The organism is Pontibacter diazotrophicus (assembly GCF_003367245.1).
Lineage (GTDB): Bacteria > Bacteroidota > Bacteroidia > Cytophagales > Hymenobacteraceae > Pontibacter > Pontibacter diazotrophicus.
On sequence record NZ_QRGR01000009.1, the window covers coordinates 1 to 25,853 of the forward strand.

23 protein-coding genes are annotated in these 25,853 nt (G+C 49.2%); 13 read left to right on the forward strand and 10 right to left on the reverse strand.

The window, feature by feature from the left end; all coding sequences use genetic code 11:
• Positions 1–159 precede the first annotated feature (159 nt).
• Positions 160–417, reverse strand: a complete 258-nt coding sequence (locus tag DXT99_RS09370; protein ID WP_115565293.1) for an acyl-CoA-binding protein — start codon at positions 415–417, stop codon at positions 160–162.
• Between the two features lie 180 nt (positions 418–597).
• On the opposite strand from DXT99_RS09370, the gene DXT99_RS09375 reads away from it, so the two are divergent.
• Entirely contained in the window at positions 598–2,808 is a 2,211-nt protein-coding gene (locus tag DXT99_RS09375) for a S9 family peptidase (RefSeq protein WP_115565294.1), read from the forward strand.
• A 662-nt stretch (positions 2,809–3,470) separates the two neighbouring features.
• Here the strand turns inward: DXT99_RS09375 and DXT99_RS09380 are convergent.
• Complete coding sequence (locus DXT99_RS09380) at positions 3,471–4,472, reverse strand: quinone oxidoreductase family protein (RefSeq protein WP_115565295.1); 1,002 nt, start codon at positions 4,470–4,472, stop codon at positions 3,471–3,473.
• 130 nt (positions 4,473–4,602) lie between these two features.
• Between DXT99_RS09380 and DXT99_RS09385 the strand changes: the two genes are divergently transcribed.
• Positions 4,603–5,103, forward strand: coding sequence for a GNAT family N-acetyltransferase (locus tag DXT99_RS09385; protein ID WP_115565296.1), 501 nt, complete (start codon positions 4,603–4,605; stop codon positions 5,101–5,103).
• A 71-nt stretch (positions 5,104–5,174) separates the two neighbouring features.
• On the opposite strand, the gene DXT99_RS09390 is transcribed toward DXT99_RS09385, so the two are convergent.
• Positions 5,175–6,401: a S8 family peptidase gene (locus tag DXT99_RS09390; protein WP_115565449.1), complete on the reverse strand. Its 1,227-nt coding sequence runs from the start codon at positions 6,399–6,401 to the stop codon at positions 5,175–5,177.
• A gap of 423 nt (positions 6,402–6,824) precedes the next feature.
• Here DXT99_RS09390 and DXT99_RS09395 point away from each other — a divergent pair, with 423 nt between their 5' ends.
• Complete coding sequence (locus DXT99_RS09395) at positions 6,825–7,592, forward strand: peptidylprolyl isomerase (protein WP_115565297.1); 768 nt, start codon at positions 6,825–6,827, stop codon at positions 7,590–7,592.
• An 89-nt stretch (positions 7,593–7,681) separates the two neighbouring features.
• Here DXT99_RS09395 and DXT99_RS09400 read toward each other — a convergent pair whose 3' ends face one another.
• Together DXT99_RS09400 and DXT99_RS09405 are read right to left on the reverse strand one after the other, a co-directional pair.
• On the reverse strand, positions 7,682–9,766 hold the full coding sequence (locus DXT99_RS09400) for a M13 family metallopeptidase (RefSeq protein WP_246000608.1): 2,085 nt from the start codon (positions 9,764–9,766) through the stop codon (positions 7,682–7,684).
• Between the two features lie 227 nt (positions 9,767–9,993).
• Entirely contained in the window at positions 9,994–10,680 is a 687-nt protein-coding gene (locus DXT99_RS09405) for a TIGR04283 family arsenosugar biosynthesis glycosyltransferase (protein WP_220273368.1), read from the reverse strand.
• Between the two features lie 107 nt (positions 10,681–10,787).
• Between DXT99_RS09405 and DXT99_RS09410 the strand changes: the two genes are divergently transcribed.
• From DXT99_RS09410 to DXT99_RS09420, 3 genes are all read left to right on the forward strand, one after another.
• Positions 10,788–11,651 (forward strand): zinc-dependent peptidase, encoded by an 864-nt coding sequence (locus tag DXT99_RS09410; RefSeq protein ID WP_115565298.1) that lies wholly within the window; start codon positions 10,788–10,790, stop codon positions 11,649–11,651.
• 320 nt (positions 11,652–11,971) lie between these two features.
• Complete coding sequence (locus DXT99_RS09415) at positions 11,972–12,772, forward strand: hypothetical protein (protein WP_147294195.1); 801 nt, start codon at positions 11,972–11,974, stop codon at positions 12,770–12,772.
• Positions 12,773–12,918: 146 nt separating this feature from the next.
• On the forward strand, positions 12,919–13,209 hold the full coding sequence (locus tag DXT99_RS09420) for a (2Fe-2S) ferredoxin domain-containing protein (RefSeq protein WP_115565300.1): 291 nt from the start codon (positions 12,919–12,921) through the stop codon (positions 13,207–13,209).
• 59 nt (positions 13,210–13,268) lie between these two features.
• Here the strand turns inward: DXT99_RS09420 and DXT99_RS09425 are convergent, their stop codons facing one another.
• Positions 13,269–13,805, reverse strand: coding sequence for a ferritin (locus DXT99_RS09425; RefSeq protein ID WP_115565301.1), 537 nt, complete (start codon positions 13,803–13,805; stop codon positions 13,269–13,271).
• Positions 13,806–13,997: 192 nt separating this feature from the next.
• On the reverse strand, positions 13,998–14,351 hold the full coding sequence (locus tag DXT99_RS09430; protein WP_115565302.1) for a hypothetical protein: 354 nt from the start codon (positions 14,349–14,351) through the stop codon (positions 13,998–14,000).
• A 119-nt stretch (positions 14,352–14,470) separates the two neighbouring features.
• On the opposite strand from DXT99_RS09430, the gene DXT99_RS09435 reads away from it, so the two are divergent.
• Entirely contained in the window at positions 14,471–14,848 is a 378-nt protein-coding gene (locus tag DXT99_RS09435; RefSeq protein ID WP_115565303.1) for a cupin domain-containing protein, read from the forward strand.
• Positions 14,849–14,854: 6 nt separating this feature from the next.
• Here DXT99_RS09435 and DXT99_RS09440 read toward each other — a convergent pair whose 3' ends face one another.
• From DXT99_RS09440 to DXT99_RS09450, 3 genes are all read right to left on the reverse strand, one after another.
• Positions 14,855–15,895, reverse strand: a complete 1,041-nt coding sequence (locus tag DXT99_RS09440; RefSeq protein WP_115565304.1) for a hypothetical protein — start codon at positions 15,893–15,895, stop codon at positions 14,855–14,857.
• A gap of 425 nt (positions 15,896–16,320) precedes the next feature.
• Positions 16,321–17,085 carry a LytR/AlgR family response regulator transcription factor gene (locus DXT99_RS09445; protein ID WP_115565305.1) on the reverse strand — a complete coding sequence of 255 codons (765 nt, stop codon included), beginning with the start codon at positions 17,083–17,085 and terminating at the stop codon, positions 16,321–16,323.
• 164 nt (positions 17,086–17,249) lie between these two features.
• The gene (locus DXT99_RS09450) at positions 17,250–18,353 is read right to left on the reverse strand and encodes a sensor histidine kinase (protein WP_115565306.1); all 1,104 of its coding nucleotides are present in this window, start codon (positions 18,351–18,353) and stop codon (positions 17,250–17,252) included.
• Between the two features lie 350 nt (positions 18,354–18,703).
• Between DXT99_RS09450 and DXT99_RS09455 the strand changes: the two genes are divergently transcribed.
• The 6 genes from DXT99_RS09455 (at position 18,704) to DXT99_RS09480 (ending at position 25,530) form a co-directional block, all read left to right on the forward strand.
• Entirely contained in the window at positions 18,704–19,252 is a 549-nt protein-coding gene (locus DXT99_RS09455; RefSeq protein WP_115565307.1) for an RNA polymerase sigma-70 factor, read from the forward strand.
• A gap of 122 nt (positions 19,253–19,374) precedes the next feature.
• Entirely contained in the window at positions 19,375–20,367 is a 993-nt protein-coding gene (locus DXT99_RS09460; protein WP_115565308.1) for a FecR domain-containing protein, read from the forward strand.
• 28 nt (positions 20,368–20,395) lie between these two features.
• The gene (locus DXT99_RS09465) at positions 20,396–23,056 is read left to right on the forward strand and encodes a TonB-dependent receptor (RefSeq protein ID WP_115565309.1); all 2,661 of its coding nucleotides are present in this window, start codon (positions 20,396–20,398) and stop codon (positions 23,054–23,056) included.
• 4 nt (positions 23,057–23,060) lie between these two features.
• Positions 23,061–23,918: a DUF4249 domain-containing protein gene (locus DXT99_RS09470; protein ID WP_181885080.1), complete on the forward strand. Its 858-nt coding sequence runs from the start codon at positions 23,061–23,063 to the stop codon at positions 23,916–23,918.
• A gap of 65 nt (positions 23,919–23,983) precedes the next feature.
• Complete coding sequence (locus tag DXT99_RS09475; RefSeq protein ID WP_115565311.1) at positions 23,984–24,523, forward strand: hypothetical protein; 540 nt, start codon at positions 23,984–23,986, stop codon at positions 24,521–24,523.
• A gap of 434 nt (positions 24,524–24,957) precedes the next feature.
• On the forward strand, positions 24,958–25,530 hold the full coding sequence (locus DXT99_RS09480) for a DUF1579 family protein (protein ID WP_115565312.1): 573 nt from the start codon (positions 24,958–24,960) through the stop codon (positions 25,528–25,530).
• Positions 25,531–25,853: the final 323 nt, after the last annotated feature.

Consider the following 25,853-nt stretch of genomic DNA (forward strand, 5'->3'; position numbering starts at 1 on the left):
ACCTCTACCGGAGGCTCTCCAAGGACTATGAACGCAGCACCAAATCAGCCGAGACAATGATTCAGATTACCATGATACATATCATGCTTAAGAAATTATCTAAATGAAATCAAAACAGCCTCTTAAAGTTGCTGCTTTTTTTTTGCTATATCGGATTGCTTATTTGCTGGCCAGGTTGTTTACAAGCTGCACATACTCCTCCCGCGCGGCCTCCTGGCTCTTGCCTTCCTGCTGTTTCCAGGCATCCCACTTGGCTATGTTCTTAAAGTCGAAGCCACTGGGCCGCTCTGTGTTTACGTCTCCGTCTGTTGCCTGCTTGTAGAGACCGTACAGTTGCAGCAGCACGTTGTTGCTCGGACGCTCTGTCAATGTTTTTGATTTTTCTACTGCGCTTTCAAATTCTGCTTGTGTAGCCATGTTGCTGTGTTTTTTAACCTTAATAATACATTGATGATGCGTTAAATTAAGAAAAATTTAAGCTGCATGCATCACATTATACCTGTTTTGTTTCCTCCAGATTTTTCCTGAATTTAGCTGTGCTATACCAGCCTTTTCGCTGTTGCAGCAGGCACATCAGCCATTTATAAAGAAAGAACTATGAAAACCTTTAATTCAAAAGTGGCTGCATCAGCCACCTTACTTACAGCATGCCTGGCAGTTGGAGCCGGCTGCTCCTCCAGCAACACCACCACCAGTAACAACACCGCTACAACGGAACAGTCCGCTACGCCCACTCCCTCCGCACAAACAGCTACACAGGCACCCCAACCTCCCGTGGCCAAAAAAATACCAAAGGAGCTTACCACGCACGGCGATACACGCATCGACAATTACTATTGGATGAACCAGCGCGAAGCCCCGGAGGTGATTGCTTACCTGAACGCCGAGAACGAGTACACAGAGCAGCGGCTGGAGCACACGGTGGCACTGCAGGAAAAGCTATATAAAGAGATTGTAGGCCGGATAAAGCAGAACGATGAGTCGGTGCCCTTCAAAGATGATGGCTACTGGTATTATACCCGCTATGAAGAAGGGAAAGAATACCCGATTTATGCCCGCAAGAAAGGTACTCTGGAGGCACCCGAGGAAGTGATGGTGAATGCAAATGAACGCGCTGAAGGCCAAAGTTACTACTCCGCCGCCGGCATGAACGTGAGCCCGAACAACCAGTTACTGGCCTTTGGCGAAGACACCGTGAGTCGCCGCAAGTACACCATCCGCTTTAAAGACCTGAATACAGGTGAGTTCTTGCCGGATGCCATTCCGAATACTACTGGCGGTGCGGTTTGGGGAAACGACAACAAAACCGTGTTCTATACCATGAAGGACCCGGCGCTGCGTTCGTTCAAGATATTCAAGCACACATTGGGCACACCCACCTCTCAGGACAAAGAAGTATACCATGAGGCCGATGAGACGTTCAGCACCTTCGTCTACAAGACTAAATCTGATGATTACATTATCATCGGGAGTGGTAGCACCTTGTCAAACGAGTACCGTTACCTGGATGCCAATAAGCCAAACGACGAATTTAAAGTAATTCAGCCGCGCGAGCGGGGGCTCGAGTACAGCGTGGACCACTTCGGCGACCAATTTTACATCGTAACGAACAAGGACGGCGCCACCAACTTTAAGCTGATGCAGACGCCGGTGAGCCAGCCGGGCAAGGCCAACTGGAAAGAAGTGATACCGCACCGTGAGGATGTACTGCTGGAGGGAATCGAGATTTTTAAAGATTACCTGACGCTACAGGAGCGGAAGAATGGCCTCTCACAGATACGCGTGAAAAAGTGGAACGACCCGAAGACGGATTATTATATTGATTTCGGAGAAGAAGCTTACACCGCCTACATCAGCACCAACCCTGACTTCGACAGCAAGGAGCTGCGCTACGAATACAGTTCCCTTACTACCCCAGGATCCACCTATGATTACAATATGGTGACGAAGGAACGTGATCTGCTGAAACGCCAGGAAGTAGTGGGTGATTTTGACCCGGAGAATTACGAAGCCAAACGCCTTTACGCCACTGCCGACGACGGCACAAAGATTCCGGTGTCGCTGGTTTATCGCAAAGGCATGCAGCTGAACGGCAACAATCCAACCTTGTTGTATGCATACGGCTCCTACGGCTACAGCACCAACCCGACGTTTAGTTCAGTGCGCCTCAGTTTGCTGGACAGGGGCTTTGTATTTGCCATCGCCCACATTCGCGGAGGCCAGGAAATGGGCCGCCAGTGGTATGAAGATGGTAAGCTGCTGAAAAAGAAAAATACCTTCACGGACTTTATAGACGCCGCCGAGTTTCTGATAGAGCAGCAGTACACCAACCCGGACAAGCTGTTTGCCCAAGGCGGCAGCGCGGGCGGTCTTTTGATGGGTGCCGTCGTGAACATGCGCCCGGAGCTGTTTAAAGGAGTGCTGGCCGCTGTTCCGTTTGTAGATGTGGTCACCACTATGCTCGACACCAGCATTCCACTCACCACTGGCGAATTTGACGAGTGGGGTAACCCAGCCGATAAGCAGTACTACGATTACATGCTGTCTTACTCGCCTTACGACAACGTGGAACGCAAAGACTACCCCAACATGCTCGTGACCACGGGTCTCCACGACTCGCAGGTGCAGTACTGGGAGCCGGCCAAGTGGGTAGCCAAACTCCGTGAGATGAAAACGGATGAAAACATGCTGCTACTGCACACCAACATGGTTGCCGGCCACGGTGGCGCCTCCGGCCGCTTCGAGCGTTATAAAGAGACAGCCCTGCAGTATGCCTTTCTGCTAAATCTGCTGGAGCAGAATCAATAATTGTTCATTGATGATTGTGAGTTGTTGATTGTTTTCATCTAATAGAAGCTTTAAACAGAAGAAGTGAGCCAATTGGCTCGCTTCTTCTGTTTTGCTTGAGTACCTAATAGTAGTAAAGAGTGGTTGTACCTTATCCATTAAGCCAATTACACAGCACCTTTGCATTTTTTGATGTCCCGGGTCAAACCACCCCTACCCCTCCTGGGGGTGCAGGGGTCCCCCTTCAAAGTCCAAGGATGGGAGTCAGCTTTTTAGGTCGCCTATAGCTTTATCCATTGTTAAGGCTCTACATTCGAAACACATTACTGAAATCTGTTAGCACGGAGTGAACCTATTTCCAGTCTTTGAGTTGAGCGCTTTGTATTTGATGCGGTGCTGAGCGATAGCGAAGCAGCCCGTAGCGGAGCGAGGGCAGCTTCAAATGCACAGCGCGATGCCCTTAAGAGGGCCCCTATCCCCAAGACGAGGCCACTCGGCCTTGAGAGCACAGGAAGGCAAGATGGAAAAGGCTGCAGGTGAGTCGCTGGATAAGCTGAGTCTACGGCAGCTTAGAAAAAAATGGAAAGAACTTTAGGAAACGAAATATTACCCATTTCCTAAAGCTCCCTCCAATTAAATATAGCATTTCAGCATCAAACCTAATAACAAGAACAGAAGCATGCCTACCCTACTTTCAGCACAATCTTACCGAATTGCTTGCCTTCGTCCATGCGCCGGAAAGCCTGCTCTGCTTCTTCTAAGGGAAAAACTTTATCTACAACAGGCTTGATCTTTTTCTCTTTGATGAACTTGACCATATCAGCAAAATCCTTAGCCGTACCCATGGTAGTGCCGTTGATGGAAATCTGCTTCCAGAAAATTTCAGCGGGGTTCAGTTCTTTGATAGTGCCTGCCGTGCGGCCGTAGTTGCCAATGCGTGCCCCGGGGTTAGACAGCCGGACGAGCTGCGTAAAGCCCTCCCCTCCTGCAGAATCTATCATCACATCAAAACCACCGCCAGCCTGTTCTTTCAATTTCTTGCCCCAGTCTTCTGCTTTATAATTAATGCCTCCTTTGGCTCCGAGATCTTTGGCTCGTGCTATCTTCTCTTCGGAACTGGAGGTAACCCATACTTCGGCACCCGCCGCCACCGCAAACTGCACGGCAAAAAGAGCTACACCGCCACCGGCACCTGTTACCAGCACGCGCTCGCCTTTTTGTAGTTCACACCGTGTAAACAGCGCGCGGTAGGCCGTAACTCCTCCCAAAGGAATGGCAGCTGCTTCCTCGAAACTTAAATGCTCCGGCTTTTCATACAAGTTTGCAGCCGGCACTTTTACATATTCGGCAAAAGTACCTTCCTGCGGCATACCCAGAATCCTGAAGTCTCTCCCCTGTGCCCGTGAGTTATCTCCCCAGCCTGTAGAAGGGTCTATCAGAACCTCCTTCCCCACCCAGGCTTCGTCCACACCTGCTCCTACTTCAGCCACCACGCCGGCTCCATCAGAGCCCGGCAAGGCAGGCAACTGTATGTTAGCATACTGCCCATGCTGAATCCAGACATCGCGGTGGTTGAGGGCAGCGGCTTTTATCTGCACCAGCACCTCTCCTTCCCCGGGCTTTGGTTTTTCTTTGTCTACTATCTCGAGTGGTTTTCCTATTTCTTTTAAAATAACTGCTTTCATTAATTTCTTTTCGGGTTGAACGGATATAACAAGGTACAAAAGTATGATTGTATCACAGCCAAGCCATCTGTAGGGAGCATTGTCATTTTGCTACTTAGCGCTTAACTTTCGGCCGAGCAACACACACTTTATGGACACGAGCTATAGTATACGACAGGCCACTGAGGCAGATATAAAAACCATACATCAACTTGCTGAAGCCATCTGGGGACCTACTTACAGTAGCATTCTGAGCCAGGAACAGGTTGATTATATGTTTGAGGCAATTTATGCCGAAGACGAACTGGCGAAGCAATTGCAGGAAGGACAAACTTACCTGCTGCTGTTTGAGCAAGACAAACCCGTAGGTTTTGCTTCTTATTCGGTGAAGGATAAGGCAGCAAGCATTTATAAACTGAACAAGATTTACCTGCTGCCGGGTGAGCAAGGGAAAGGGCACGGTAAAGTATTACTCTCAGCCGTAGAAGAGGAAGTAAAACAACACGGCGCCCACGTGCTGGACCTGAACGTAAACCGCTATAATAAGGCAAAGCAATTCTACGAGCGATGCGGTTACCAGGTGCACCAGCAGGAAGACATACCCATCGGGCCCTACTGGATGAACGATTATGTGATGCGCAAAAGACTTTAGCTTACCTGCTACAAAAGAAAAGGGCAGCCAAACGGCTGCCCTCTTTTATACACTCACTTTAAACTTTCGAATTAATTGTGTGCAATTGGGTCTGGAGTAGAGTCTTTGTCACCTTTAACATAACCATCAGTCAACGGCTTGCCACCTGTTAACAACAAGACACCTGCTACGTGCGGAGATGCCATAGAAGTACCGCTGATGGTATTATATGCACCATCTTTCCAGGTGGATTTGATGCTAACACCCGGTGCGCAGTAATCTACAGGCGGATTGCCGTAGTTAGAGAATGATGCGAAGTCATCAGTAGCATTCATAGCAGATACTGTGAAAATGTTCGCTCCATTTGCACGGGCCGGAGAAGAGTTATTTGCATCAGCACCATCATTACCTGCCGCCAAAGCGAAGAAGATACCTTTACTCGCGGCAGCTATCACAGCATCATCCAATGCCTGCGAAACAGGTCCGCCTAAGCTCATGTTCGCTACGTCACCAGACGCTCCATTGGCGGCTACGTAATCCACACCGGCAATCACACCCGAGTAAGAACCGCTACCACGCGAATCCAGCACTTTTACAGCGACAACAGTAGCATCGTATGCTACACCCAGAACGCCTGTGGAGTTGTTTCTTGCTGCAATCGTACCAGCCACATGCGATCCATGTCCATTTCCGTCGTCAGCTGAGCTGGCATCTCTTCCGCTCGTAAACATGGTTACACTACGGGTCACATCTACGTTCAGGTCAGGGTGGTCCAAATCAATACCCGTGTCAATTACCCAGGCTGTTTTTCCTGCACCACTTGCATAGCCAACGCGGCTGATACCGTAAGGCACTTCCTGGCCTGTACTGCCACCACCACCGGTTCCCGGTTTGGCAAGCATCACGATACGGTCTGGCTCAATATAATCAACCCGAGAGTCTTTGCGCAACAGGACAGCCTCATCGGCTGACATTTTCACGGCAACTCCTGTTACGGCCTGCCCGTAAGCCTGCACTATTTGAAAATCCCGAATGCCATTTTCGGCTAAAATATTCTGGCCAATTTCACGTACCATTTCTGTTCGTTGCGCATACGTAGCGCTTGAACTGATACGCAGATTCTCATCTTTCTTAAGTACAACAATGTACTGACCCTGGATGATAGCACCATTTTGGCTATCTGCCTGTACAATAGCCTGCGGTTCAGCGGCATCTCCCGCCTCGTTATCGCATGCTGTAAAGGTACATGCTGCTGTCGTAACGGCAGCACCAAACAGAAGCGAACGCATTAAACCACGAAAGTGTAAACTGTTCTTCATAAACATTAAAAGGGGGTTAATTGATAACTATAAAAATGAAAATATTTTAAGTAACGCGATCCTAAACTATGATTATAAATCTAATAAAGCAATATATTAAAAAATTTTATTTATCAACATTTTAAGAATAATCCTCCTTTGAAAGGCACAACTGTACCTGCTGTTATATTACAGTATAACTTGCACTTGGTATACATCTAAACTAATTTGGAACTTGGCTGCCTGTGTTGTTAAAGCAGCATTCCCATATGTTTTTGAAATGGTAGTCTGTGCTATACGCCAAAATATATATTATGGTGTATACAACAGATTAATATATTAGATTAATACAAAATTAAATAAAATACATCCTTGGATTGATATTTGATTGGAGTATCTCTTTCAGATTCGTATATTTAAAGGCAATGCAAAATAGCTAAAGACATGAAACAACATTTTTTCTCTATCTCAAACCTGAGATCGCTAGTGCTAGCTGGCTGCCTTCTGACAGCTGTTTCCTGTAACCAAACCTCCGATGGCACAACCGGTGAAACCAATGAAGTAGCAGAAGAGTCCGGGCAATTGGAACCGCTTACTACTGAAAATGCAGTGGAGGTGCTAACAGCTTATGAGCAGCAAAACCAGGATAGCCTTGCTGTTATCAGCACCCGCCACGGAGACATTAAGGTGCGGCTCTACAAAGACACGCCGCTTCACCGTGCCAACTTTGTTCGCCTCACAAAAGCAGGCTTTTACAACGAAGGAGAGTTTTACAGGGTCGTGAAAGATTTTGCCGTACAGGGCGGTGACTCAGATGAGCGTGAGATGAGCCAGGGTGCCTATAAAATTCCGCAGGAGTTTAACCCGAACTACATCCACAAGCGCGGTGCGCTGGCCATGGCCCGCTACGGCGACGAACGCAACCCGGACAAGGAATCATCTTCCCATAACTTTTATATTGTAACCGGCCAGTCGGTAACGGAGGAGGAACTAAGGGCATTTGAGGCACAGCATGAAATGGAGTATACGCCTGAACAGATACAAACTTATTTAGAGTTAGGCGGGGAACCAGGCCTTGACACAGAGTACACTGTTTTTGGTGAAGTGGTGGAAGGGATGGACGTGGTCGAACAAATAGAGCAGGAGCCAGTAGATGGTTCCAGCTGGCCAAGGCAAATAGTGAAGCACACGGTTAAAATCGTAAACGAGTAGAGCTCGGCTCCATAGAAAAAGCAAAGGCGCTGCAGGTTACACTGCAGCGCCTATTTGGCTGTATCATTATTGATACAGGCTCTTACGGTTTACCAGATTTTGATGCGGTTCTCTTCGTTTCGCACCATCTGGTCGCCCTGGTCGCAGCCAAAAGCCTCGTAGAACTGCGGCATGTTGGAAACAGGCCCATTTGTGCGGAAGCGCCCCGGAGAGTGTGGGTCTGTCAGGATCTGCTGGTTCTGTGCCTCATCCCGCATGTTGACACGCCAGATTTGAGCCCAGGCCAGGAAAAACCGCTGCTCTGGCGTAAAGCCAGCAATCCTGCCCGGGTTGTTCTGCTCCAGCGATTTCTGCAAAGCCGTATAAGCTATATTTAACCCTCCGATATCAGCAATGTTCTCGCCTAAGGTTAGTCTGCCATTTACATGCAGGTTGTCCAGCACCGTGTACTCGTTGTACTGATCAGCAACGGCAGTGGCCCGGGTATTAAACTGCTCTAAATCCTCTTCGGACCACCAGTCTTTCAAGTTACCTTCAAAATCATACTTCGCACCCTGGTCGTCAAACCCGTGGGTCAGCTCATGCCCGATCACGGCTCCCATCCCACCATAGTTCACGGCATCGTCAGCTTGTGGGTCGAAGAACGGTGGCTGCAGAATACCAGCCGGAAACACGATCTCGTTCATGCTTGGGCTATAATAGGCGTTTACCGTTGGCGGCGACATAAACCACTCTTCCCGGTCAATCGGCTGCCCAATCTTTCCAATGTTGTCGCGGAAGGCATATTGGCTGGCACGCATCACGTTTGCGGCGTAAGAATCGCGGCTGATATCCAGCCCCTGATAATCTTCCCATTCGTCAGGATATCCTATTTTCACGGCAAAGGCGCCTAGCTTCTGCAGGGCACGCGCCTTGGTCTCCTCGCTCATCCAGTCCAGTTCGCGCACGTGCTCCCGAAAGGCCTCCTGCAGGTTGTCCACCATCTCGATGGCTTTTTGCTTGGCTTCCGGCGAAAAAGTTTCCTGCACATACAACTGGCCCAGAGCCTCTCCCAGTGCACTGTCTGTGGCACGCAGCACACGCTTCCAGCGCGGCTGCATTTCCTTTGCGCCACTCAGCACCTTACCATAGAAGTTGAAATTCTCCTGCACAAAGTCATCGCTCAGGTAAGGTGCCATCGTTCGCGCTACATGCCATTGCGCATACGTCTCCCAATCTTCCAGCGGCACGCTTTTCAGCATACTGTTCAGCTCTCTGAAGAAGTCTGGCTGCCCGATAATGATTTCCTCTGCCGCCTGCGCTCCCATACCATCCAGCAACTGACTTACCCTTAGGCTGGGATTCTGGCTGGTAAACTCCTGCACCGTCATCTTGTTATAGTTGGCGTATGGGTCCCGCAGGTCCACGCGGGCTCTCGAAGCATGTGCCAGCTTTGTTTCGATGCTCATTACCGTCTGCGCCTTTTGCTGTGCTACTCCCGCCCCGTTTCCCATCAACTGAAACATGTTCTGCAGGTGGTTTATATATTCAGTTCGGATTGTGTTAGAGCGCTCATCATCCTTCAGGTAATAATCCCGATCAGGCAAACCCAAGCCTCCCTGCCCTGCCTGTAGCGCATACTGTGTGCTTACCTTGTCATCCTGCGACACATACATGCTGAAGAAACCGCTTATGCCTTTTGTCTTCAGTTCTGCTACTGTATTTATCAAATCAGCGGTAGAGTTGGCAGCCGCAATCCTGTCAAGCTCAGGCTTGATTGGTGTAATGCCTGCCTCGTTTGCCGCTACGGAGTCCATACCGGCTGCATAGAAATCCCCGATCAGTTGTGTGGCGGTTCCTTTTGGAGCAACGGTGTTAGAGGCTGCTTCCGTTAGCAGTTCACGCAGTACAGCGTTATTCCGCTCTGTCAGCTCATTAAATGATCCCCAGCGGCTTTCCGAAGCCGGAATCGGATTGTCTTTTATCCAGCCTCCGTTAGCGTACTGGTAAAAGTCAGTGCAAGGGTCCACCGTTGTGTCCATGTTGGCCAAATCCAGGCCACGGCCCATGTTCATTTCAGCTGTTTCTGTTGCCGTTGCAGTGCTCTCCGTAGTGGTGGCAGAGGGACTGCATCCTCCAAGAAGCAGCCCTGTAAGCACTGCCGAAAAGGGGTACATAAAGTTTTTTTTCATCATACTGTCTTTTTAGTTCCAGATTTCAGGGTGCTCATTTTATCCTGATATTTAAGATGAATACTACACCTGCTGTTTACGGATACTGTTACGAAGAGATAAGGTAAAGTTAGGCAGAACATTTACGACCGAAAGCCAGCTAAGCAGCAGGTAAACCCAGTAGATGCTTACCTGAACAAGTCTGTTGACGACTCAACAGTTCTCAGGTTGTACTTTAGAAACAGTTACGGCTACTGGCGTACTAACCACTTATACACCCGCACCAGCCACTCCTGCGAAACTCCCATGCGGTAGAGGCCATACACCAGAAAGTACCCTCCCTGCAGCCGGTATACGCCTACCTCTTTATACTTTCTGGCAGAGGTAACCACCTGCCGGGGCAGCACGGTGAAAGGAGCTATTTTCCTCAACCTGCCGATTACTTCCTGGTCCTCCAATAACAGCAGCTGTTCGTTAAAGCCTCCTGCTTTGGAAAAGATATTCCGCCGTACAAAAAGGCTCTGATCACCAAAACGGATAGCATCCACATCAAATCTAGTGAACCAGGCATTCAGCCGCAGAAACCAGTGCGGAAAATCGAAGCGCAGCCGGTAACAGCCACTGCCTATGCCCTGCTGCACCGCCTTTTTTATTTGTGCTTCAAAAGCAGCAGGAGGAAAAGTGTCGGCATGCAGGAAGTATAGAATATCACCTGTACTAGCCGCTGCTCCTGCATTCATCTGTGGGCCCCGCCCCTTCTGCTGACAACGCAGCACCTGCCTTCCCTCCTGTTTCACGATGGCACAGGTTGCATCCTGGCTTCCTCCATCTGCCACTATAATCTCTGTGCCTGGACTGGTATGCTGCTGTAAATACTGCAGCAGCGGCCTTATAGCAGCTTCCTCGTTATAGGTCGGTATAATGATGCTCAGCTTCAAGCGTGCTCTCTTGCTAATTTTTTCTTGTAGATATAGAATAATGGATGGCTAAGAATACGTCTGTGATTTAAAAAGTTCTATATTTAGGTAGTATAAACTGATCCTGTTTGAACATTCTCCCTTTTACTTCTGCTTTCAGCCTGTCACAATCTTCGTTCTGTGTCTTCTTTGGCGCGCGTCTACATACGCTGGAGTTGGCAGAGCTAACGCCTGTAGAGGCTGTCCTGATGGTGGTGCTGGTGTATGCACTGATGCAACTGGGGCAGTATGGTGTAAAGCAGCTGCGCCTACGCCCTTTTGTGAAGGCCTTACGGAAGCAGCAACCTTCTTATTATGCATCCTTACCGCAGCACCTCAAGCGTCAGTTTGAAAAGCGGGTCGCTAACTTCCTGCTCCGGAAAACGTTCATCCCGCGCGGGGGCAGTTTTGAAGTAACTTTAGCCATGCAAGTGCAGATTGCCGCCGCTGCCGTACAGCTGACGTTTGGGTTGAAACCAGTTTACCTCTCTCATTTCAGCAAAATACTTCTTTATCCCGACCGCTACTACTCTAGTATCTCTAAACGCTACCACTCCGGCGAAGTGAATGTGCGCGGCTACATTGTGCTGTCCTGGAAAGACTTTGAAGTTGGCTACCGAAATGACTCCGATGGCTTTAACCTTGGCTTGCACGAAATGGCACACGCGCTCCACCTCGAAAACATCATCCAAAACAATGAGCATGACTTCCTGGATCAGGAACACCTTTCGCAATGGAACAGGCTGGCAGCAAAGGAAATGCAGTCGAGGCAGCAAGAGCCAGAAGGTTTTCTTCGCCTGCAGGCCTGCTACGATGAGCACGAGTTTTTCGCGGTTAGTGCCGAGTCATTCTTTGAGCGCCCGCACGATTTCAGCAGTCACCATCCGGACCTGTACCAGGCGCTGACAGCACTGCTACAGCAGGACCCGACGAAGGGGGTGTATCGGATGTGAGGGCAAACTATGATGCTACGCTCCCAATGCCGTTAGGCCTCGTCTTTTGAAAGCCGTATGTACCCGATGCTGGTATCCTGGTCGCCCTGTGCCAGCACAGCAGGCGCTGTTCCGACTTACAGCAGAAAGCACAGCAAATAAGAAGCTACCTATTTAGCTGCTCTTGTTTTAGTTATGTTCATGCACAAAAAGATAAGTACAAGGCGAGTTGATTTGTAAGAGTAGATTAAGTATTAAAGTACAAACAAAACAGGACTTTAAACAAAGAAGTCTTATATTAGAGAATACCTATTCTGTCTGTTACATCTAAACCCAAGCTTATGCAAAACAAAATATGCCTACTCATATCCTGCTTCGCGTCTGCACTTATCTCTCATACCTACGCTCAAACACCATCACTCTCTAAACTAGAAATAGCGAAAGGTGACACCTATGTGGTTGATTCAAAAAATCAACTTCTTGTAGACACGCTCATCATGCATGATAAAGCTACGATTGTGTTCAACCCTGCACTTTACGGAGTTCTGGAAGCCAAGGCAGCTTATATCGGGAAGAAATGCACCATCACCTCAAAGGGGAAAAATGGACAAGACGGCACCGGGAATGAACATGGGGAAGATGGTGCCGACGGAGGAAACCTGACACTCACCCTTCATTTTGTGGAACTGCAAGACCTAACCATTGATACACGTGGAGGAGACGGGGGAAAAGGTGTAAATGGGAAGAACGGACAGCGCGGAATGGAAAGCACCACATATAAAGTAACAACAAGAGATGCAAAGGGCAAAATGGTATCCAGTATTGTCTCTCACCCGGGCACGTCGGGCACTGCCGGCGGAAACGCAACAGATGGCGGCAGCGGTGGAAATGGCGGCAATACCATGCTGGTTTATAGCACCACAGGCTTTATCCCGATTTTTAATAGCAAAAGGGGGCACAACAACATCACCCTTCTATACTATGCAGGCAAAGATGGCTTTACAGGAAAGCCTGGAGAAGGAGGATATCAAAGCTATGATGGAGATGTTGTTTATAAAGAGCCTAAACCAGCACATGATGGCAGAATCAGACTGATAGATAAGAACGCAAAAGTTGTTCAAAGCAGTACCCGTCCCCAGTAATCAGGATGCTCATGAGTGGCTGCCTGCGTAAGACACTCTTTAAACTTCTGGTTTTCAAACAAAGCTTTCAGCCTTTCTATCTTTATTCGCATAAACTATTTCTCATCAAATAGGCGTTAGCTACCTATAAAACCGTAAACCCTTACATGAGTAAACATTTTAATACCCCCGATAAAGTAATTTATGTGTGCACCGGCAGCAAGTGCAAAAAGAAAGGCGGCAAAGATTTAGGCAAGTTTTTCAGAGGTATGATTAAAGACATGGGACTAAAAGGCCAGGTGGAGATAGTGAAAACCGAATGCACCGACCGCTGCGACTACGCCCCTGTTGTTTGCATGCAGCCTGACAATGCCTGGCTGCCGCAAATGAATGAGGTAAAAGCACAGGAAGCTTTTCAGGAACATGTGCTAAGAGCTAGTCCAAACGAAAGGCAGTAAACACAAAAAAGCCTTTGGATATGCTCCAAAGGCTTTTTTGTGTTTTTAATGTGCTATACTTATCCTTCGTAAGTATTTTCATACGTGATTTTCGGCACGCGCTTATCAATTTCGTAACGGCCGGTACCATCCTCGCCAATCAGCTCAAATAGCTCCAGCGCACGTCGGGCCACATATTCTTCTTCAATCTGCTCCTGCAGGAACCACTGTAAGAAAGTGAAAGTGACATAGTCCTTTGATTTCTGGCATCTGTCGGCAATGCGGTTGAACGACTGCGTAACAGCAATCTCCTGCTGCAAAGCCTGCTCGAAAACGCCTTTGAAAGACTCGAACTCAAGTGGAATGTTAGATATACTTGGAGAGACAGCCCGGCCGCCCATGTCAGATACGTATTTGAACAGGCGCAGCATATGCTCCCGCTCCTCATCCGACTGCTTCTTGAAGTAGCCTGCGCTAAAATCAAAGCCATTCCGGTCGCACCAGCTCGACATCGCCAGGTACATTGCCGAGGCTTCTGCCTCCATCTTTATCTGTTCGTTCAGTATTTGTTCAATCTCCTCGGTGAGGGATGTTCTTAGTCTTAATAAATCCTTCATTTAGGTATAGGGTGTTAATTGGTTCGTCTTAAAATTAGGGCTGTGCTATGGTTAGCTTCCCTTTACATATCTAATCTACGAGTTTTGTCTGTAGATTGTATATAATAGTCCGAAATATGGAAACAGTCTAAATTAAAAGAGCACAGCGTAGGGGCTGTGCTCGATGAAAATGCAAAGGAATTGTAAGCCTGCCTACGAGGCTAACTCAGTATGAAGGCACTCATGCAGCATGCTGTTCAGCGACATAGCAAACTTTGCCTGGCCCAATAGTTCTTTGAAGACATACAGCTCCGGCAATGTTAACACATAACAGCGTTCGCAGCCGCACACTGAAATAAGCTCAAAATCAGAAGATCGCGCTGTGCTGGCTGCCATTTCCTCTAAGTCAATGCTATCCACCGCCCGCTTCAGTCGCAGAAAAGCGTCAATCTTCAGCACTGTTAACTGACCGGCAAAATTCACTAATACTCGGTTGCGGCGGTCGCACTGGTATACAGCTCCTGCTTTGGAGGTAAATATTTCGGCTAATGGGGTGGCTGTTTGCATCTTCTATTCTAACTTAGCTGTTGTAGCTTCTTACGAACAATACAAAGCTAAAGTCTATTTAGACTAAGTCCAAATAAAAAGAGAGCGCATTTTCAATTAATGACTAATATCACCTAAGAATGGGAAAGCCAGCAGTAGAAAAAGTAAACCTTACCGAGAAGTTCAGCCTTATAAACGACCATTGGAACCCGCGCATTACCGGGGAGTTGAACGGGCAGCAAGTAAAGCTTGCGAAGTTTATGGGTCCGTTTGAGTGGCACCACCACGAGCACGAAGATGAATTCTTTATGGTGATAAAAGGGCAGTTTGAAATGCACCTCCGCGACAAGGTAGTGACGCTGCAGCCGGGGGAGTTCCTGATTGTGCCGCGCGGCGTAGAGCATCGTCCTGTAGCCCATGAAGAAGCAGAAGTGCTGATGTTTGAACCCGCCTCTACCGTAAACACCGGCAACCTGGAGAACAGCGCACGCACCAAAACTAACTTAGAGCGGCTCTAAGGCAGCCTAAGCCTTGCCCGTTCCAGAAGTTTTGGTGATAACGGTTTTCAGGTGGAGCCGCACGAGATCGCCCATGTTCCGGCAATTCAGAAATTCTTCTGATTTATGATGCCTCGCCAGTTCGGTACGCAGTTCCGCAATTTTCTCAGGAGTGGACACAGTATCCTTGCGCATGCAGTCGATAAGGTCTTTGAGGCGATACCGGGCAGCCCGCAGGCGGCGGAACATAAGCGTGCGTTCCTCATTCTGGTACTGTTTAATGGCTTCCGGCTTTAACAGCTTTTGTACCAGCGCCACCATGCTGTTATTTTCTTTAAAGAACTGTGGCAGGTACATCCTCTTCCTGCCCTCATAGGATTGCTGGTCAAAGTCGATAGGCCGCACCCGGTACTGCTCATCCTCAAAGTCCGGGGTTACGTCAATCACATAATTGTATGCACGCATATCGCCGAGCAGCCGCATAAAGCAGCGTTCGTTAAACTTTACAAACTCCTTGGCAATCCGCACTTTGTTAGAGGCTGGCCGGTCCAGGTATTCTTTGATGAATACATCGCCGGGAATACCGGCAATATGCTCCTCTATCAACGTGTCGCCATCTGCCAGATAATTGATGCGGCTTGGCGAGAGGATGTGCTCCAGTTCCAGGCCATACACCCGCGATGCATCGGCGCGCTTCACATAAAAGTAGTCGTAGTTGTCGTTCAGGTGGTTCATCACCTGCACCCGGAAAGGATGGGAATTGCCAAAGGTGCAGTAATCGATGCGCGACACGTACACATGCTCCATCACCGACACATCCCCATCCGTTTTGAGCAGCGCATATATCATGGCAAGGCCTTTTTTCAGCTCCTGCTGCAGGTGCTGGTCGTACACCACCGATTCCCAAAGGGTGTCCTTCCCCTTTTTATCGAAGTACGGATAGGCATCGGCGTGATGAAGCAAATCCTCATAACGCAAAGGCAGCTTTGTTTCGCGGTCGTAGTGGTGCAGGTACTTCCGCAAGCGTTCAGAGATGGGGTAGAAGAACTTCTTCCTGGAGATATACACTTCTTGAGGGAATTATGAATTTCAAATTATGAATTATGAATGGGTGCCTGAGCCAACAGCTATACTGATCTGTCAGTTTAAAAACTATTTGGATGCACTTCCACAATTTCTGATTTTTTACTTCTAATTCATAACTCGTAACGGAGGTATCGAAAATCCCAGTTATTATGGTTTTTAGTCCCAGCGGGACGGCCTGTTGATAGAAATAAAAGCTTCCTTTACTAGCTCCGGAGGAGCGACCTGTTCGGGATATTTTACAGGCCGCTCCTCCGGAGCTAAAGGTGCTTACAGGACTTCAGTCTATCAACAGGTCGTCCCGCTGGGACTGAAAAAATGAAGCTGATAATAAAAAATGAACAGGAATGGGATTGCACAACAGCTATCCTCATTCATAATGTCTAATTCCTAATTTATAATTGAAGCCGTCAGGCTTCCAACAGGTTGTTCTGGTTCAGAATCTGCAGCACCTCATTTTTGTAGAATCTGCCAATCGGGATCTCGGATTTGCCAATATCGACGGCACTGGCGGAGAATGCCTGGATTTTGTCCAGCGCTACAATAAAGGAGCGATGGATGCGCAGGAATTTGTCTGTTGGCAGCTTCTCCTCCAGGAAACTGATTTTCTGGTAAGAGATAATCTCCTTCGCCTCCGTCTTCACCCGGATATAGTCTTTCAGACTTTCGATGTAAAGAATGTCTGACAGCATCACCTTCACCATTTTCTTATCGGCTTTCAGGTAGATGAAAGCTTCTTTATAGTCTGAGGTAGCGTTGGGGGCAGCAGCGGGAACTGGCACAGTTGCAGGAGAAACGGCTGGGGCAACAGGCACAGACTGCTCTGCAACAGACACCTTTGAAACTGCTTTCAGAAACCGCTCAAAGGCAATTGGCTTGAGCAGGTAATCCACTGCATTCAGTTCAAAGCCCTCCACGGCATAGTCGCGGTAGGCGGTGGTGAAGATGACCTTAGGCGGATGCGCGAGGGATTTCAGGAAATCGATGCCGGTGAGTTTTGGCATCTGGATGTCCAGGAACATCAGGTCAATGCGCTCGTTCTGGAGGCAATCATATGCTTCCACCGCATTATGGCAGCGGCATATTAGTTCCAGGCTGTCCAGGCGTTCGATGAACGTCTCCAGCACATCCAGTGCCAACGGCTCATCATCCACAATCATGCATCGTAATTTCATAAATTTTTATTTAGACGCTGGATTTTAGACTTTCAGTAGGTTCTTCTATTTTATCATCCAACCTTGAAAGGAAGTGTACAAGTTTGTACAGCTAAGATCAATAACTAAAAGAGGCTTACTACCTTTAGAGTCTAACGTCTACTATCTAAAGTCTAGCGTCTAATTTAAAATCTTATTTCCAGTTTAGCCGCATAACTGTCTGGTTCATCCTCAATTTCCAGCATGTAATGGCCTTCGTAGAGCAGTTCTAAGCGGCGCTGCAGGTTCTTTAGGCCTATGCCGGAGGCCATGTCACGGGGGCTTTTGCTAGCGCGGTCGCCGCATTTGCAGTTCTCTACCAGCAGCACCAGCTGCTCGTTAGTTACCTTCACATCAATGCGCACCCAGGCATTTTTCGTTTCGTTGCTCACGCCGTGCTTAAAGGCATTCTCCACAAAGGGCAGCAGTATCATGGGCGCAATCTGCTTGCCTGCCACACTTCCGGATTGGATAAAGCTGACGTCCACCCGCTCCCCATAACGAATGCGCTCCAGGGCTATATAGTTCTGGATGTAATCCAGTTCTTTCTGGAGCGGTACCGTTGCTGCATTCGCATCATACAGCATATAGTCCATCAGGCTTGACAGCTTCAGCACCACCTCCGGCGCATTATCAGACTTCTTAAGCGTGAGCGAATACAGGCTGTTGAGTGTATTGAAGAGGAAGTGCGGGTGAATCTGCACCTTGAGGAACTTCAGTTCCGCTTCCAGCTTATCCTGGGCCAGGTGCTGTGCTGCCTGCTGGTGGCTGTACCAGTTCTTGAGCAAAGCAATCACCGCCGTAATCGCCACCACATAATTAATATTGACAATGTTTCTGGTAAAACGGTAAAAAGTCAGGTTATCCTCTGCGTAAGTGGTGGGGCAAAAAAGAGGGTGAATCAGAAAAGGAATAAGGACGAACTGCATCAGGGCACCTATCAACCCCATCAACAAAAGCAAATACACAAAAAACTCGAGATAACGCTTCTGCAGCAGGTAGCGGGGCATCAGGTAGTACATGTTAAAGTACACCAGCCCCATCTTAAAAGGCAGCTCCACCAGCTCCACCATAAAGGCGTTGTAGTAATCATCGATGTAGCTGCCGTACAACAACCCGAAGAAAACCACATAAACCGTCCAGAAAACCAGGTGCAGCAGCAACCGGTTCTGGGTAATGTTCCGCACCTCTGGCAGGCTCAGGGCATTGCCCGCACCCAACGTGCCTGCCGGACTCAAATTAGCTTCCATGTTGCAAATCTACGATTTCTGAAACTGTACTACACCTGCTGCCTTTTCTTTTAGACAACTGTCTGTCTTAGTCTCCTCAACAACTCCTTCTTCACCCTCAACAGCGTTTTGTACGACGCGTATCACGACACACGTATCAGGTATCACGATAAAGTTATCAGGTTGGTATTTAGAAGTGTAGCAGAGGCTTGACCGCAATATAGTAATCGTCTCAGTGTTCAGTCAGAGGGAGCAGGTAATGGTGGGTGCCGCACCCCTGGGTTACCCGGAACACCTGTTAACGGTGGCTGCAATAGCATTATACTTTAGCTTAAAATTTCATACTTTTACTTATCACTTCGCCCTCCCTTATGCCTGACGAACAGGAAGAACTCCGAATTTATGAGGAACTGTTCAGGCGCAATTATCAGCGCCTTTGCCAGCGTGTGCACCGTATTACGCGCGATACCGATGCAGCGGAGGATATCGTGCAGGATGTTTTCGTGAGTTTCTGGAACAGCGAACAGCGGCCGCATATTGCCACCCCCGAAGCTTACCTGTATAGGGCTGTCATCAATAAAGCGCTGAACTACGCCAGCAGCCAGAAGCGCAGAACAGAACTGGACGCGCAATATCGGAAAGAGCAGTCTCTTGCAATTAACAGCACCGAACTGGACGTCCAGTTGCAGGAAACACAGCAGAAAGTACAGCAAGCTATTGAAACGCTGCCTCCCATGTGCCAGAAGGTGTTCCTGCTCAGCCGGTATGAGGAAATGAGCCATAAGGAAATTGCAGCATTTCTCAGCATCTCCACCAACACTGTTGACAACCACATCAAAAAAGCGCTCACTGTGCTGCGCAAAGTACTGCTGAGTCTGCTACTGGTGCTCTTTAAAATGATTTTTTATTTTTTTTCCTGAAGGAGTAGCGGTCAGGCTGCTTTCACTTGTCATGTATAAGAACGTCACAAAAAACACCGGTGCCTTCGGCGAAAGCCTCCAGGCTATACACAAACTTACTTTACTTAAACACGAGCCCTGCCATGGATAGCAAATACTGGGACATTGCCGCCAAACAGTTGCAAGGCAAGGCCTCTCCTGCCGAGCAGGAGGCGCTGCGCCAGTGGCTGGCGCAGGACCCGGCACATACGGAGCAATTCCGGGCACAGCAGCGGCTGTGGGAATTAACCCCTCCTGCCCCTCCGGCAGAGGTAGACACAGCCGCTGCATGGCAAAAAGTAAAAGGGCGTTTGCAGGCAGCACCGGAGAAGCCGGAAGCCAAATTTATCCCGATGTACCGCACGCTGCTGCGCGTGGCGGCTTCGGTGGCTTTGCTCATTGGTCTTGCCTGGGTGATGCAGTTTTACTTCTTCCCTTATTACGGCATGCAGGTCGTGCGGTCGGGGAACGGCACGATTGCAGTTATGCTGCCTGACAGTAGCCAGGTATGGCTGAACAGGAACAGCCTGCTTGCCTATGACCCTGATTTTGACGCAGCCGAGCGCGTGGTACAGTTAGAGGGAGAGGCCTTTTTTGAGGTGCAGCGGAATCCGCAACGTCCGTTCCTTGTACAGGCGGAGGCGGCAAACACACGAGTACTGGGCACCTCTTTTAACCTTCGCGCTTACCCGGCGGAGGAAACAGTAGAATTAACCGTGGCAACCGGCAAAGTAGCCTTTAGTGCCTCTGAGGCCAACGCGGAGGCAATTGTAACACCCGGTTTTGCGGCAGTTTTAAATAAGCAAAGCAATACGATTGACAGGTTTAAAATCAGCAGCGCAAATGCGTGGGCATGGCAGTCAGGCAGGCTGCAGTTTGAAGGGCAGTCCTTAGCCGAAGTAGTGCAGGTGCTGGAGCGTTATTATGGCGTGAGGCTGCAACTGCAGCCCGAATCACTGGCCACCTGCCGCTTTACCGGCAGCTTTGTGAATGCAGCGTTGGAGGAAGTGCTGCAGGTGCTGGAGGCCACCCTTCAGCTGGAATATAAGAAGCAAGACGACAACACTTATACCCTGAGCGGCGAGGGTTGTCAATAACGAATATCACCCTGAAGACAAACAACAAATGAGCAAACGGTTACTTTGCTTCGGCATTGGATGGCTGGCTTTTACCTTTTCGGTATTGGCTCAAACCTCGGTACTGGACCAGAAGGTGTCCCTGCATAAAGACAACGCAACCTTACAGGAGGTGCTGACGGAACTTACCAGGGCCTATACCCTTACCTTCTCGTACAGCAACGACCTGGTGCCGCTGCAGCAGAAGGTGAGCGTGCAAGCTGAGCAAAAGCCTCTGCGGCAGGTGCTCGACGAGGTGCTCCGCGGCACCGGCACCCGCTACAGCCTTATAGGGAACCAGATTATCCTGCAGCCAATCCGGAAAGAAGTTAGCAGGAAAGAGAAAGAGCGCTTTACTATGAGCGGGCATGTACGGGATGCGGCCTCCGGCGAAAACCTGGCTGGGGCTACTGTATCAGTTGGCACAGCAGGCACTGCCACCAATGCCTATGGCTTCTACAGCCTCAGCGTTTCCGTTGGCACGGTGCAACTGCAGGTGCGCTACCTTGGCTATGAACCGCTGGCGCTGCAAATCCTGTCCATATCTCAGGACACCTCTCTGACCTTACAGCTACAGCCGCTATCGAATGAGATTCAGGAAGTAAGCGTGGTGGCGGAGAAGGTAACGGATTTGCAGCAGGCTAACCGCCTGACGATGCACGGCAGTGAGGTAAAGCAGCTCCCGCGGCTGATGGGTGAGGCCGATGCCATTAAAGCCATCCAGCTGATGCCGGGGGTGCAGGCGGGGCTCGAAGGTTCCTCTGACCTGGTGGTGCGCGGCGGAAGTCCGGATCAGAACCTTATTTTACTCGATGGCGTGCCAGTGTATAATGTGTCGCACCTGCTGGGTTTGTTTTCTGTATTTAACCCGGATGCCATTAAAACCGTGGACCTGATTAAAGGCGGTTTTCCGGCTCCCTACGGTGGAAGATTGTCGTCGGTGGTGGATGTACAGCTGAAGGAAGGCAATAACCAAGCTTTCTCCGGGGAGGGTGCCATAGGGCTGATATCCTCTAAGCTACTGTTGGAGGGCCCCATCAAAAATGAAAAGACGTCTTTTCTGATAGCCGCCCGGCGCACCTACTTCGATCTATTGGCGGGAGCGGTGGCAGCTATGAGCGGCGAAACCATCAGCAACTACAACTTCTACGACCTCAATGCCAAAATCAACCATACCTTCTCCCCCACCGACCGCCTTTACCTGAGCCTCTATGCCGGGCAGGACAAGTTTTCAGATAAGCAGGAGTACCAGAACCTGAGTCTGAAAGAGGAAGAGAACTTCAGCATGCGCTGGGGCAACAGCACCAGTTCCCTTCGCTGGAACCACACGTTTGGGCCCCGGCTGTTCAGCAACCTCACCCTTACACACACCCGCTACGGCTTCAGCCAGCGAAGCGAGGCGAGACAGCAGGAGAACAACCAAAGCCTGTATCGCTCTACCGACTATAGCTCCAGCATCAAGGACTGGGGAGCCAAGGCTGATTTTGATTTTCTACTTAACCCCAGGCACAGCATCCGGTTCGGGGCCAGCTATACCAACCACCGCTTCAGGCCGGAGTCTGTCACTTTGCAAGCAGACACCCTCACCCTTACCACCGACTCCTTCTCAAGAATCCGGGCGCAGGAATTTTATACCTATGCCGAAGACCGCATCCAGCTGAGCGAACGCCTGCAGGCCAATATAGGGCTGCACTTGTCGGGGTTTGATGTGAACGGGAAATTCTATTCTTCGCTGCAGCCGCGCCTGGGCCTTGGCTATACCTCGGCTACGGGCATCAGTCTACGCGCCTCCTACGCCACCATGGCCCAGTACCTCCACCTGGTCAGTAACACCTCCACAGGCACTCCCACCGACATATGGGTGCCCGCCACTGATAAGGTGAAGCCGCAGCGCTCGTGGCAGGCCACACTGGGAGCGGCTGCGGTGCTGGCCCAGCAGTGGGAACTGACCTCTGACCTGTACTACAAAGAGATGCAGGACGTGGCGGAGTTCAGGGAAGGCGCGAACTTCATCAACGACTTTATGAGTGCGGGCCCGGAAGCCAACTTTGCCAATTTTGTATCGCCGCCCTACGAGACGCGCCTCGTGAGTGGCAAAGGCTGGAGCTATGGCTCAGAGTGGATGCTGCGCAAGCGAACTGGCAAAACAACCGGCTGGCTTGGCTATACCCTCGCCTGGTCTTGGCGGCAGATGGACAGCATTAACTTAGGGCAGAAGTACCCTTATACTTATGACAGCCGCCACAGCATCTCTTTTGTTGCTAACCATCAGTTCACCGAAAAACTCAGTATTGGCGGCAGCTGGCAGTACCATACCGGCTTTGTAACCACACTGCCCGCCGCAAGCTACAAAGCCTATAACGAAGTTCATTACAATGATGGAGCGTCGTGGTCCACCATAGGAAATGTAGACTACCTCGGGGAGCGCAACAACTACCGCATGCCCGCTTACCACCGCCTCGACCTGAGCCTGACGCACACAAAGAAAAAGAAGTGGGGGGAGCGTAGCTGGAATATCTCCATCTACAATGCTTACAACCGCAAAAACCCTTTCTTCCTGCGCCTAAGCAGGCCGTACCCTGCCAATGCTGTCGGCAATGACTCCCGCCAACTCTACCAGGTGTCGCTGTTCCCGGTGCTACCCTCGTTCAGCTATGGCTTTAAGTTTTAAAAATATGATGAGAAAGTTAAAATACGTACGCACTTTACTGCTTAGCCTGCCTTTCCTGCTGAGCAGCTGCGAAACAGTGGTAGAACTGGACCTGCCTATACACGAGCCGCAACTGGTTGTAAATGCTGTCATTAATCCCGACAGCCTGTTCACAGTGGATGTCAGCGCTAGCAGGAGCCCTTTCTCCAACGATGCTTATCAGCAGCTATCCGATGCCTCCGTGCAGGTATACCAGGCCGGACAAGTGCTGTTCGACCTGCAGCATATGGGCAATGGCATTTATAAGGCGGATACGAAACCTCAGGCTTTGCAGCACTATGAGTTGCAGGTGAGCGCACCTGGTTTTCCAAACGCCAGTGCTACCAGTTACATACCTGCCGCGCCTGTCATTACCAATATCGAAGCTGAAAGGGCACCCTATGACCCTAACTGGGGCTTACAGACAACTCTCTCTTTTGAGTTGGATGATGAGCCGGAGCAGGAGAATTTTTACTATATACAGGCCTACAGACAAGACACGAGCTATATCTATGAAAGACTTTATGACAGGTACATCAGCATAGGCTTTTTGGCACCTATCGAACAGGAGTTTTCAATGGAATGGCGTTACTTCTTCAGCGATAAGCTTTTTGATGGCCAAGTATTGCCCCTGACGCTGAACCTGGAAACCCCACCGGAGAAAACTACCTATGTGCAGGTGGCGCACATTTCAAAGGAATACTACGAGTACGCCCGGACACTGCAGAGGCAGGCAGGCGGAGACGATTTCGGGAATATTCCCACGCAGGTCACCAACAACATCCGTAATGGCTTTGGCCTCTTTGCCGGCTACAATGCCATTACGCTGGCTGTGAAGCCATAGGCAAAAGGTCAAAGCTTTTCACCAGTATTCCATTCAAAAATAAACTTGCACCAATATTTAAAATCATGAAAAAACTATTCTTCACGGTCCTTTTTATCGCTGCTTTGCATTTTCAGGTCAGGGCACAATCCGAAACTCCTGGGCGTTATAATAAGGCAATTTTTGTAGAAGCCCTCGGAAATGGCATAGGTATTTCAGCAAACTATGACATGAGAATTAAAAGGGGGGTGCAGGATGGCTTCGGCTTTCGTGCGGGCATTGGAGGTCTGAGTGCAAATGGCACAGATACGGACGGTCGTTCTGTAGATGCAAGTATTATAACGTTCCCGCTCGCCGTTAATTATCTAATTGGCGAAAGGCGCAGTGCTTTCGAGGCTGGCCTGGGAATCACACCTATTTATGCCAACGCGGACGTGTACGACACGAACAATACAGGCATTACAGACGCAAAAGGCTGGGGCACCAGCGGCTTTATTAATCTTGGCTATCGTTTTCAGCCGCTAAAAAACGGGTTTGTGTTCCGCTTCGATTGGACTCCCGCCTTCAACAGCACGGGCTTTTCCCCCGCCTGGTTTGGTATTTCAGCTGGTATCGGTTTTAAATAAAGGGCCATGGCTTAAAGCAAAGTTTTTTACACAGGGCACAGGCACAGCATTAGCTTATAATTTAAGCTAATGCTGTGCCTGCTTTATGAGCTCTTGAATTTAACGCTACACGACAAGCGCTCCTCCCTCAGATACTGGCTTCTCCCCATCATAAGCCGCTCCCTTCTCCGCTCTACATTGCCTGTCAACCTACCTCCTCGCATCCTTCTCTTCCGGCCATTCCGCTCTTTCACAGGCAAATATTCCTGGCGTTCGTCGACAGAATACTGCTGCTCAGCTACATTAGTACACATAAACCATCACTATGGCTACAACTATCCCGGGTTGGTCTAAAAGCCAAAATGCGCTTTAAAAAAGTGATTATACTTGTATCGTTCTGTTACTCAATTCATAAGCAGAACTTTACTCTATTATCAACCTAAAAAAATAAAACCATGAAAAAACTAATGACATTCTTATTGGCGGCAGTGCTGTTGATAGGAGCAGCGCCTGTTACACAGGCTCAGGGAAACAAAACCCTCACTTCTAAAGAGGCAGACCAGTTACTTCAGCGAATTGTAGGAAACTGGCAGGTTAACCAGTATGACTCTGACAGAGGAAAATTTATAGAGACAAAAGGGACTGCAAACTTTAGCAGGGACTCTAAAGATAATTATGTGCATGAGCAGCTTGAGCTGCTACAGCCCGATGGCAGCGCAATGCAGGGTGATGGCTTCCTGAGATATTCCGAAGAGCAAAACCGGTTTGAATTGGTACAACTCGACAAAAATGGGAAGAGCATCGTGCTGATGGTCGGCAAGTGGTTACCTAAGTACAACACATTGGCCTTTACACCTGTGAAAGGAGAGAAACAGTGGAGCAGCAAAATTGACCCGTCTATGCACTGCCTATACATATTCAAGCACGATGGTACGTTTATGAAAATAAACCGCACAATCGATAAGAACGGTAATCTTAAGGCTACTTCACAATATCACTTTTCTTTACCGGGTGTAGCCAAATTATAAGCTACATTCTTCATCAAAAAAGGGGCACAGTGCGCGGTATAGATACTGCGCACTGTGCCCCTTCTCTTTTCATCCATAGCAATTCTCCAGAGCTTAAAAAGACGGCTTCTGCAAATTCTCCACCCCATTGTTTCTACCTTTATCTCTCCCCTGTTCCAAAGTTCTCTCCCGGGTTTTCCCCCACATTTTTTGCTCCTCCTCCCGCTCCAGAGGCTCCTGCCCTAATTTTCGTCGATAAAATACTGCTGTTCAGCCATCTTAGTACAGACAAACTATCGCTATGGCTACTTATAGGCTCTGTTGGTCTAAAAGCCAAAATGCGC